Source organism: Chitinophaga sp. SYP-B3965, from assembly GCF_009647655.1.
In the GTDB taxonomy this organism is placed as follows: domain Bacteria; phylum Bacteroidota; class Bacteroidia; order Chitinophagales; family Chitinophagaceae; genus Chitinophaga.
Window position 1 is genome coordinate 2,512,013 of record NZ_WJFD01000001.1, and the last position, 11,011, is coordinate 2,523,023.

At 43.9% G+C, this 11,011-nt stretch carries 10 protein-coding genes and 1 tRNA gene; 7 read left to right on the plus strand and 4 right to left on the minus strand.

Annotation, left to right across the window (positions count from 1 at the left end; translation table 11 throughout):
• Positions 1 to 102 precede the first annotated feature (102 nt).
• The 3 genes from GFS24_RS09750 to GFS24_RS09760 all read right to left on the minus strand — a co-directional run bounded on the left by GFS24_RS09750 (position 103) and on the right by GFS24_RS09760 (position 3,869).
• On the minus strand, positions 103 to 1,734 hold the full coding sequence (locus GFS24_RS09750; RefSeq protein WP_153659377.1) for a sodium/sugar symporter: 1,632 nt from the start codon (positions 1,732 to 1,734) through the stop codon (positions 103 to 105).
• Between the two features lie 9 nt (positions 1,735 to 1,743).
• Positions 1,744 to 2,880 (minus strand): acyltransferase family protein, encoded by a 1,137-nt coding sequence (locus GFS24_RS09755; protein WP_216647380.1) that lies wholly within the window; start codon positions 2,878 to 2,880, stop codon positions 1,744 to 1,746.
• Between the two features lie 101 nt (positions 2,881 to 2,981).
• The gene (locus tag GFS24_RS09760) at positions 2,982 to 3,869 is read right to left on the minus strand and encodes an inositol oxygenase family protein (RefSeq protein WP_153659378.1); all 888 of its coding nucleotides are present in this window, start codon (positions 3,867 to 3,869) and stop codon (positions 2,982 to 2,984) included.
• A gap of 112 nt (positions 3,870 to 3,981) precedes the next feature.
• Here GFS24_RS09760 and GFS24_RS09765 point away from each other — a divergent pair, with 112 nt between their 5' ends.
• The 4 genes from GFS24_RS09765 to GFS24_RS09780 all read left to right on the plus strand — a co-directional run bounded on the left by GFS24_RS09765 (position 3,982) and on the right by GFS24_RS09780 (position 6,213).
• Positions 3,982 to 4,995, plus strand: coding sequence for a LacI family DNA-binding transcriptional regulator (locus tag GFS24_RS09765; RefSeq protein ID WP_153659379.1), 1,014 nt, complete (start codon positions 3,982 to 3,984; stop codon positions 4,993 to 4,995).
• Complete coding sequence (locus GFS24_RS09770; RefSeq protein ID WP_153659380.1) at positions 4,992 to 5,447, plus strand: GNAT family N-acetyltransferase; 456 nt, start codon at positions 4,992 to 4,994, stop codon at positions 5,445 to 5,447. The genes GFS24_RS09765 and GFS24_RS09770 overlap by 4 nt, the downstream gene beginning before the upstream one ends.
• An 82-nt stretch (positions 5,448 to 5,529) precedes the next feature.
• Positions 5,530 to 5,949 carry an SRPBCC family protein gene (locus tag GFS24_RS09775; protein WP_153659381.1) on the plus strand — a complete coding sequence of 140 codons (420 nt, stop codon included), beginning with the start codon at positions 5,530 to 5,532 and terminating at the stop codon, positions 5,947 to 5,949.
• Between the two features lie 179 nt (positions 5,950 to 6,128).
• Positions 6,129 to 6,213: transfer RNA gene (locus GFS24_RS09780), tRNA-Ser, on the plus strand.
• Positions 6,214 to 6,801: 588 nt separating this feature from the next.
• Here GFS24_RS09780 and GFS24_RS09785 read toward each other — a convergent pair.
• A complete protein-coding gene (locus tag GFS24_RS09785; RefSeq protein WP_153659382.1) occupies positions 6,802 to 7,965 on the minus strand; it encodes a hypothetical protein in 1,164 nt (387 codons plus the stop codon).
• A gap of 247 nt (positions 7,966 to 8,212) precedes the next feature.
• Between GFS24_RS09785 and GFS24_RS09790 the strand changes: the two genes are divergently transcribed.
• From GFS24_RS09790 to GFS24_RS09800, 3 genes are all read left to right on the plus strand, one after another.
• Complete coding sequence (locus GFS24_RS09790; protein ID WP_153659383.1) at positions 8,213 to 8,845, plus strand: hypothetical protein; 633 nt, start codon at positions 8,213 to 8,215, stop codon at positions 8,843 to 8,845.
• Positions 8,846 to 8,956: 111 nt separating this feature from the next.
• Positions 8,957 to 9,529 carry an RNA polymerase sigma factor gene (locus GFS24_RS09795; protein ID WP_153659384.1) on the plus strand — a complete coding sequence of 191 codons (573 nt, stop codon included), beginning with the start codon at positions 8,957 to 8,959 and terminating at the stop codon, positions 9,527 to 9,529.
• Between the two features lie 51 nt (positions 9,530 to 9,580).
• Positions 9,581 to 10,801, plus strand: a complete 1,221-nt coding sequence (locus GFS24_RS09800; protein WP_153659385.1) for a FecR family protein — start codon at positions 9,581 to 9,583, stop codon at positions 10,799 to 10,801.
• Positions 10,802 to 11,011 lie beyond the last annotated feature (210 nt).

Below are 11,011 nucleotides of genomic sequence, written 5' to 3' on the forward strand. Positions count from 1 at the left end.
TTATCATTGTGGAATCTTTTATAACGCATAATTACAAACTTTAAATGATAAAGGAGTGGCTAATTCGCCACTCCTCTTATTTTACCAATTATGCATAATATTTTACCAAAAGACGGTATACAGTGCTGTAAGGATGCCACAAATGATCACGGAACCCACCACAAATCCGGGAGACACTTTGAACATGGATGTATCTATTTCGATCTCCATACCGGTAGGTTCAGTTTTAGGTTTGGACAAACTGATCACGATCATGATCAGCACGATCATTACAAAAGTGATCGACATCCTGTCCAGGAAAGGATAATCCGGGAAAGCGCCATTCGTCCATACCGGCAGGAATTTCAACACCGCGGAAATAGGGATGGTGAGCAGTGTACCGGTGAGTGCAGCTGCCGCAGTGGTACGTTTCCAGAAGAAGCCCATCAGGAAGATGGCCAGTACACCCGGGGAAATAAAGCCCACATATTCCTGGATGAACTGGTAAGCCTGGTCCAGTGATTTCAATGCGGGTGTTACTAATGCCGCCAGCAGCATGGCAATGATCACGGCCCATTTCCCTACTACTACCAATTGTTTTTCTGAAGCATTCTTGTTGAAGAACTTCTTATAAATATCCAGTGAAAAGATCGTGGAGATACTATTGGCCTTACCTGCCAGTGAAGCCACAATAGCAGCTGTGAGTGCTGCAAATGCAACACCTTTGAGGCCTGCAGGCAGGAGGTTCATCAGTGTAGGATATGCCTGATCCGGTTTCAGTTCACCGGCCGCATTCATCATTTCCTGCTGGAACATGCCATTCTTATGCAACACATACATCACAATACCCGGCAGCACAGCGATCACCGGCACCAATAATTTGAGGAAAGCAGCAAATAACAATCCTTTTCTCGCTGTTTTAAGATCTGCACCCAGCGCACGTTGTGTGATGTATTGATTACAGCCCCAATATGCGAGGTTATTGATCCACATCCCTCCTATCAGTACGGACAAGCCAGGAAGTTGTTTATAATACTCATTCGATTTATCAAAGATCATGTGAAAATGCGTAGGCGCTTCTTTGCGAAGCACACCCAGGCCTTTCCAGATATTCCCATCATAACCGAACTTATCTGCTAATAAAGACAATGCCAGGTAAGTAGTGATCAAACCACCTACTATCAGCACCAGCACCTGCACCACATCTGTATACCCGATCACTTTCATACCACCCAGCGTTACCACCAGTGCAAAGATGCACAGCCCTGCAATACACCATTCAAAACTGATAGGTGTAATGGAAGTAATGGCCAAAGCACCGAGATAGATAATGGAAGTAAGGTTCACAAACACATATACCAGCAACCAGAACACGGCCATGATAGTACTTACTTTATCGTTGTACCGCTTGCTCAGGAATTGCGGCATGGTGTAGATCTTGTTCTTCAGATAAAGCGGAATGAAGAATACGGCTACAATGATCAGTGTGGCAGCCGCCATCCATTCATAAGTAGAGATGGCCAGCCCCAGTGCAAAACCTGAACCGGACATACCAATGAAATGTTCCGCAGAAATGTTGGAGGCGATCAGTGATGCGCCGATAGCCCACCAGGTAAGAGACCCTTCCGCCAGGAAGAAATCTTTTGCACTGCTGGAAGTAGTTTTTTTCCGGTGATAGATATAATAGCCATAACCGGCTATCGCAATAAAGTAAATGAAGAATACGATGTAGTCAGCAAGCTGCAGTTTATTCATGTGGAATTTTTAGACTTTGAGGAACCATCGTTTGCTATATAAAAAATACAGCGCGGCTAATTGAATAGCCAGCACACCACACCACAACCACACTTCATGAAACATTTCCGGTGTGAACTTTATCAGGCCACCGAACAGGAATTGAGAAGTATATTTAAAATTAACAATGCCATGAGATGCCATATAGATCAGGATGGCATTGGTGCCTATCCATACAAAAGGCATGCTCCATTTCTTCCAGCCTGCCGCATCTATGATGAGGTAGAAAAAGGAAAGTAACAAGAGGCTCCAGCCTGCTGTGAACAGCACGAAAGAACTGGTCCAGATATGTTTATTGAGCGGGAACACCAAACCCCATACATACCCTACTATTAAAGCCACTACACCTGCCAGTGCCAGGTAAGCCCCTTTCTTCATCCGGCTCCATTCGCAGGATTTCAGGAAATCGCCGGTGAGCACCCCCAGCAGGGCGCTGCCTACGGCCGGGATGGTAGAGAACAGGCCTTCCGGATCAAATACCTCGCGGTAAAGGTGCCCGGGCAGGAAGAGGCGGTCGAAATACCCGGCAAAGTTCCCTTCAGGGGTTAATACACCGGCACCAAAACCGGGTACGGGGATCAGCATCATGGCGGCCCAATAGCCGATCAGCAGGATCCCTACCCATATAATGCGCATGCGCAAAGAACAGTTCAGGTAGATCAGCGCTGCAAAGAAGCAGGACAAGCCGATCCGCCCCAATACACTGGCAAAACGGGTATGCTCATATCCTTCCCAATGCAGCAGTCCATTCACCACCATGCCTAACACAATGAGGATGAGGGTACGCCGGATCAGTGAGCGATAGATCTTCTTTTTGCCCACTACGGCAGCTTTTGCGTAGGCAAAAGGCATGGATACGCCGGCAATAAAAATGAAAAGCGGGAAAATGAGGTCATAGAACGTGAACCCGTTCCACTCCGTGTGTTGCAGCTGGCCGGCTATAAAGTTAAGCGTAGGATGATGCGTGGCTTTAGCAAGCTGGGTGAAGATCTCTTCCCCGCTAATGATCCAGAACATATCAAAGCCCCTTAAAGCATCGAGTGATTGCAGCCGGGATGATACATCCCCCGCCGGCATAGTGTTAGGTAAGCCCCCGGTATAATTCATTGTATAATATCCCGATTTTTTTTGATTCTCCCCAGTTAATTTACAGGTATAGACAAAGCTACACTGCCGGATACAAGACCCGGCAGTATAGTAAAGTATGGTTAAAATTTCAATGTCTGTGGGAGGTATTTAGCCACCAGGTCCTCATAATAAGGCCGCAGTTGCTTCCAATCCGGTGGAACCGGGTTCTTGGAGTAGAGGTCATAAGGGTTGAATAATTTCACCCATTTCAGCATTTCCCGGTCGTGATCATCCAGCAATTGCTCATAGTCACCTTCCCGGTGCCAGGAGTAAAAGGAATGATAACGCAGCATGTAAAGGCCGGATTCCGGCAAGCTGTCCTTCATCATCTGGTACACATATTCATCATGCCCCCAGGACATATGCACATTGCGGAGACCGCAACCTTTCTTATATATGCCGGTGGGCGTCTGGTATTCCGGGTTGGAAAAGTCGGGATTGTTCTTGAAGAATTCAGGGTACACGATCTTATCTGAATACGCGCAACCTACGGGGAAGGTATCTCCTACTACTGCCCATTGTGGTTCTCCAAAGAGGCAGAGCGTTTTGCCCATGTCGTGCATCAGGCCTACAAGCACCATCCAGTCCGGGTGGCCATCCGTACGGATCGCTTCTGCCGTTTGCAGCAGGTGCTGGAACTGGTCCAGGTCTGTATCCGGATCAGAGTCATCTACCAGCTGGTTGAGGAAGTTAAATGCTTCCCATATCGGCATTTCCTTTTTATCGAATCGCAGGTAATCTGCTCTTTTTTCCTGTACAAAATCGTATGTCTGATAAGTGTGGTTGAGGCGATAGAATTCCCGTACGGTGTCCCTTTCAGGCGCATCGTAATTGCGGTAAGCTTCTGTGGATTTAGCTGTTGCAATGGTTTCAGGATCAGGGTAACGCTCTAAAACAGCATCTTCCCATTCATCAAGGCTTCCCAATGGATTAATTTCTTTTTCGGTGAACTTTGGTGTGGTACTCATAGGAGCATCAGTTTACTGTGGTGAAAATTGTGGAACGTTTCCCTAATTTCGACGTTTTTTCTAAGATTCTTTGCATAATAGCGTAGCTTTATTTACGAAACCGGTTTCGAAAATGAAGAATGTTACCATCAGAGCATTAGCTAAGGAATTGAACTTGTCCGTTTCCACTATTTCCAAAGCATTGCGGGACAGTTATGAGATCAGTGAAGAAACCAAACAACGGGTACTGGCAGTAGCCAACCGGCTGAGTTATACCCCTAATCCCTATGCCAGCAGTCTGCGCGGCAAGAAAAGCAAGAACATTGCGGTAGTGATCCCTGAAATTGCTGATAGCTTTTTTGCCATTGCTATTAATGGTATTGAAGCTGTTGTGAAAGAAAAAGGCTATCATGTGCTTATCTGCCTCACGCATGAAAGTTTTGAAAACGAGAAAGCCATCCTGCGGGAATTTGGCAGCGGCAGAGTAGATGGTGTACTGATGTCTGTTTCCAGCGAAACTACTTCCTGCCAGCATATCACAGACCTGATAGATAAAGAAGTACCGGTGGTGTTCTTTGACCGTGTGCTGGAAGAGGTAGATACAGACAAGATCGTTACGAATGATTTTGAAAGCGGATATGCTGCTACAAGACACCTGATAGAAAAAGGCTGTAAAAAGATCGCGTACCTCGCCATCTCCAAAAGCCTTTCCATCAGTAACAACCGCATGGAAGGATATAAAAAAGCATTAGCAGATCATAACATCCGGTTTGAAGCAAGTGATATTGTGCTTTGCACAAATGATCCCGCTTATAATATCGACATCGTAAAAGCACTGCTGCAACAAAAGAAAAGGCCGGATGGCATTGTGGCTTCCGTAGAAAAACTGACCACTACTGTATACCAGGCCTGTAACGATCTGCAAATAGCGATCCCCGGCCAGCTGCGCATAGTGTGTTTTTCTAATCTTGAAATTGCTACCATCCTCCACCCTTCTCTTACCACCATCACACAACCCGCTTTTGAGATGGGCCGGTCTGCCGCAACAGTGCTGCTGAAGGCATTGGATAAAAAGAATGAACACCTGCCTAAAAAGCAATTGGTCATTCCTTCTACTTTGATCATCAGAGGATCCAGCAGTATATGAAACTCGTCAGAACCACATCCGAACATCCGGATTTCATCGCACTTGTACGCCAGTTAGATGAATACCTGGCAGGCGTAAACGGCGAATCGCACAGCTTCTTTGCGCAATTCAACAAGATAGATATGCTGAAGCATACCGTAGTAGCTTATATAGATGACGCCCCAATAGGCTGCGGTGCATTCAAAGCTTATGATGCGGATGCCGCGGAGATCAAGCGGATGTTCGTACAACCAGCCTTTCGCGGCAGAGGTGTTGCCAGCGCTGTTCTTAAAGCACTGGAAACATGGGCGGCGGAAGAAGGTTTTACGGCCTGCATACTCGAAACCGGCAGTCACATGCCGGATGCGGTGGCGCTTTATGCCGCCAGGGGTTATAACGTTACCGCCAAATACGGCCAGTATGTGGACTCTCCGCTAAGTGTTTGCATGCGAAAAGATACATTGTCGCATTAAACCTCTTCTTTGTCGTAATCTCCCCCCGGTGTTTTTTCATTGCCAACGTATGTTTGTATCACAAAACAAAAAACATTTAACAATGGAAAATAAGGCACCTCTCACAGTAGAAACAACCGTTCAGGCACCCGTTGAAAAAGTATGGAAATTCTGGAATGAACCTTCCCACATTATGAACTGGTGCAGTCCTTCAGACGACTGGCATGCGCCTGCTGCAGAAAATGATCTGCGTGTTGGCGGAAAATTCTCCACTACCATGGCAGCGAAAGACGGCAGTTTCAGTTTTGATTTCGCCGGCGCTTATGACCAGGTAGCAGAACATAAACTCATTGCATATACGATAGCCGATGGCAGGAAGGTAAAGATCACTTTTAGCGGTGAGGGCAATGCCACGAACATCACCGAAACCTTTGATCCGGAAGAGATCAACACGCTGGAAATGCAGCAAGCCGGATGGCAGGCTATCCTGGACAACTTCAGGAAATATACAGAAGCGAATTAAGGTTTTATACTGAAACCCTCACTTGTAGTGAGGGTTTTTCTTTTGCGGGAATGGGATCCCTATAGCAATGTGCGGATCATTAAGCCCTCAAACCCTTTACCACAGGCGATTGTATATTTTTTTTAATCTCCAAGCAAAAAACTTTTTTTTAAATACATTTCGTTTTATACTTTTGCCGCGGAGGAATGGCAGAGCGGTCGATTGCGGCAGTCTTGAAAACTGTTGACTGTTACAGGTCCGGGGGTTCGAATCCCTCTTCCTCCGCTGACAAAACAAGATGAACTCACAAGCTAAGCTTGTGGGTTTTTTGTTTTATGGGCATACATGGCATACGATCCCCTCATTATGATTTCTGATAATTCTCCGGCGGACAGTGGAAGTTTCAAGAAGCTAGTTCAAATCAAATCAGAAGCCTTCGATCTAAAGATTTGGAGGCTTCTTTTCTAGTCAGAATGACTAAGAAGACATTTAAATAACACGATATCAATTATTTATAAAAATATCAAAACAGGTAGTGTCATAGGTACCCGAATCATTTTCACTAAACAACACCATAAATTCTTGCTTATCAATCATTTATTAATAAAGCTTCTGTTTTCGAATAAGTGGGAAATAGTTTATTTTGCTGGACCTACAAGTCGGAACACCTTACAATAACTTGGTTATCAGTATATTTTACCGTATTAAGGGGAGTGCAGGTTCGAGTCCTTGTTTAAATTAAAGAGGGTGACTTTTTTAGAATTTGAGCTAATTTTTCGTAGATGTAGCTGGAGAGGATGTTTATAAGAAGGCCAAAAAAGATCTCAATGACGCTCATGAAGCGAAGATAATAAATTTTAGAAGACACACTGTTTACTTTTTATCTGAGACATCCATATCCTTTGTCAGATCCGGTGTGAATGGCATAAAGCTGAATTTCATTTTTCTTTTTAACATCCATTTATACAATATTGAAAGATGTTTGACAAGCGTTTGAGCTATGAATTCCTGAAAAAACGATTTCTTAAGAACAAATAAAATATCTCTTGTACCTATCACTCTTGTTCTTTCCCCTGCCTGCAAATCGGTTTTCAGTATGGCATACTCAACATTGATCTCATTTTCCAAATCAATGGACACTGTATTAACAACGACGATCCGGTTATCTTTCAATTGCAGTATATCACCCTCCTGAATGATAAAGTGTTTTAAATATGCTGATTGCTGATAGTTTATAATTTGTATTTTTTCAGCCATCAAAAAGCTATTGTATAGATAAGGAATTAACCTTTTATGCTTTTCAAGATTATAATTGTACTCAGCATTTATTTCCTTTTTAAGTGCTGCCACTAATTTCGATGTATGGATCCTGATCTCATCAATCGTTTGAGTTCCTTTGACCTTTATAGGAATTGCATAGCCCAGCACTAAATTATGAATGGAATTAAGTTCTATACTAAATAATCGGTTTATTTCAATGTCAGTTATGCTGAATTGCTCTTTCTCTTTTGTATATATTTTCCTGGATGCCGCAGCCAGTTGATGCAATCCGCTCCACTGAGAAACATTCCGTTCAAGATCGAAATACGCACCCCTTCTATTCACTGTTGGCAGGACTGAAGAAAGATATTTTTCCACATAATTTGCCTCCGGCCACATGTCAATCCCCCGAACCTTGATAGCAGTTGCAGCATCTAAATATGTTTCGAATTGTAAAATTGCATATGATGCAAGGCTTTCATAGATATGCCGGAACTCAAGAATTCGCAGCATCTTGTCTTTTTTCAGAGATCTACCCTGGTTCGTGGATAATGAAAAACTATATGTTGGCGCCTGCTGAAACAGAGACAGCTTTTCATTGGAGTTTATACTTTCAAACCTTTCGTTAACAAGAACCATGTAGGATACTCTAATGTAATCATTCCCATAGGTCTCATCATGTTCGAAATCTATACTTACTTCCCCGATATACTGTTTATAATCAATGGTTTCCTTAATCCGACTGAAAAAGAATTCTGCTAACTTTAACGAACTCACAGTATAAATATTTGATAATCATAAATATACGAAAAACAGCATCTCCTATTTTGTTTCCGTTTTTCCCAATATAAATAATATGCAGCAACCTTGGAAATATAATCAACTGTATATCAATGAGATATTAAGAATAGGCAACTTTAAGGAGCAGAGGATTCTTTTAAATCAAATTGCCGTCTTTTTTAGAATTTGAGCTAACTTTTCGTAAATATAGCTGGAGAGGATATTTAGAACGATCCCTAGGATTATGTCAGTAACGCTCATTCATTCAAAGATAATGATTAATGAAAAACAAGTACGTACGCTGTTAAAAAAGGCAGGAAATAAATTTATTTCAAAGACTACCCTATCACGGATCCTGGAAGTAAACAGCAAAGAAGCTGCTGAAATCCTGGTCTATCTTGAAAATCGAGGGTTTATTGAAGCGGCAAAAATTGATGGGTACTGGCAGCAATCTTTGAGAGGTAAACTACTCTTGAATAAAAAATTCAAGAAGGAATATAAGATGGAGACACTAAAAAAACATTTAAGTGATCTCATAGAAAGGGCAGAGACGGTTAATTCATCAAAGAAATTCCCGGAACGTATTACCTGTATGAAGGTAATAAGCGAATATCCCATCATCAACAGGAGCAATGGCATCCATATTATCTATTCTCTAAGCCGAAAAGAAATTACAGAGAAGGAATACGATCTGGCTGCAGGCAAACTAAGAAAGGAACATGGCCGTGGATTTGGTAACATCGTTGAATATTATTCCTACCCAAAGGAAGCCATCAGATCTTTTCTTAAATCCAGAAGCCATGTCCTGAAATTAAGAACTGATACAAAAGATGAAATTGAACAAATTGCAGGTTATAAGCTGTTTGGTGAGGATTAAGGAATCGGAGGCAGATTCTATTTTATACGCATTTTTCGTAATTTGCGTGCCGAATGCACCAAACAGTCGGGAATCTACTTTAATAAACGAGGGGGATCATAGTCAGATAATTTGCCTGCTATTTCATCATATGAGGAGAATGAACTACTTACGCGCATAGCCGAAGGTGATGCTGCTATATACCCCTATCTGCACGACACTTATTATAATTCTCTCGTTTATTTTTCCCTCAGTATCATACAGGACCTGCAACAGGCAGAAGATATTGCCATAGATTCTCTCGTAAAGCTATGGCAGATCCCCACCCGTTTTGAAACCACCGGTAAGCTAAGAGGTTACCTCTTCACCCTTGTGCGGAATGCCAGCCTGAACTACCTGAAACATCTTAAAGTGCGGGAAAAAACGGAACAGGAGGTGCTGACAGACACAAAAGCTGAAACACTGGTGGTGGAAGCAGACCTGATGCACCTCATTTACCAGGAAGTGGCGCTCCTCCCCGAATCCTACCGCCAAGTATTAGAATTGCTTTACATGGAAGACCTTTCTTCCGCCGAAGCGGCAGCGCAACTGGGCATTAGTATGGAAAACCTGCGGCAGCGGAAAGGCCGCGCCCTGAAAGAGCTGAAGAACACCTTACTACGGAAAGGCCTCAGCGATGTTCTGTTCTCCCTGATATTTTTTTAAAAAACCTGTCACGCTTCCCTCCCTTCAGTTGTTCTACTGAAAATAACAGGCATGGCCAAGGAGGATCTTCCCTTTATAAATACGGAATTACCGGATCTGGTAGCACCCCTGCTGCAGAAAATGCTGAACGGGGAATTGCTGTCCGGTGAAGAACAGCGCTTGCTGGAAGAGTGGAAAGGCCGGTCTGAAGAGAACAAAGCGCTTTTTGAACGTTTGGGAAACCCTGTTGCGGTGCATGAAATGCTAAAAGCATGGCATGAAATTGAAAAGAACCGGGAATTGAACAAACAGCGTGGAATGAACAGGATCCAGGAGTTATTGCGTACTCCTACCCCGCCTGTACACCAGGTCCATTTCTTACGGCGCAGACCATTCCGTTATGCGGCGGCAGCACTGCTGCTGCTGAGCGCGGGCACTTACTTTTATACAACTCATCAAAATAAAGCGCCACAACTGGCCAATACGAATGTAATAATAGCACCGGGCCGCGAGGGCGCGATCTTAACACTTGCAGATGGCTCCCAGGTGGTACTGGATAGCCTGGGCAATGGCGTTGTAGCCAACCAGAGCGGCGTACAGGTACTCCTGCAGAACGGACAGCTGGCCTATGATGGCTCCTCCAAAGAAACTGTTTACAACACCATCACCACCCCAAAAGGACGCCAATTCAGGCTGCAATTACCGGATGGCAGCAAGGTATGGCTCAATGCGGCCAGCTCCGTAAAATACCCCACCACCTTCGCCGGTAAAGAACGCCGGGTAGAACTGACCGGAGAAGCTTATTTCGAAGTAGCTAAAAATGCAGACCACCCCTTTAAAGTAAAGGCGGGCGATGCCACAGAAGTAGAAGTACTGGGTACCAGTTTCAATATCAATTCCTACCCGGATGAAACCACCATCAGAACTACACTGCTGGATGGAGCCGTAAGATTAAACGCCTACCAGCAATCACAAATACTTAAACCCGGCCAGCAGGCTGTGGTAAAACCAGCCAAAGCACAACTGGAACTGGTAAATAATGCCGACCTGGATAAGGTAATGGCCTGGAAGAACGGGCTCTTCAATTTTGAGGATGCCAGCCTCGAAGAAGTAATGCGACAACTGGAACGCTGGTATGATATAGAAGTCACCTATGCAAAGGGAATACCTGCCATCCGCTTTGGCGGTGAGATCAACAGGCAGAATACATTACAGGATGTTTTACAGATCCTGGAAAAATCAAATGTGCATTTCCGGTTTGAAGACAGTCGCAAACTGGTTGTAATACCGTAATATTTTACTATACCAAAATATACTTTTTAGATGAGTCCATGACAGGCATTGAGGATAGCCAATAAAAAACCGAAGGTGGTTCGAAGCACCCTCGGCGGACGGTTGGGCCGATCCCTATAAACAATTTTCCCTGGAGGAATTACCGATTATTTATCAACCCAAACCAGATGTAATTTATGGATTTTACAGCTTATCCCAAGCCGTATGTTA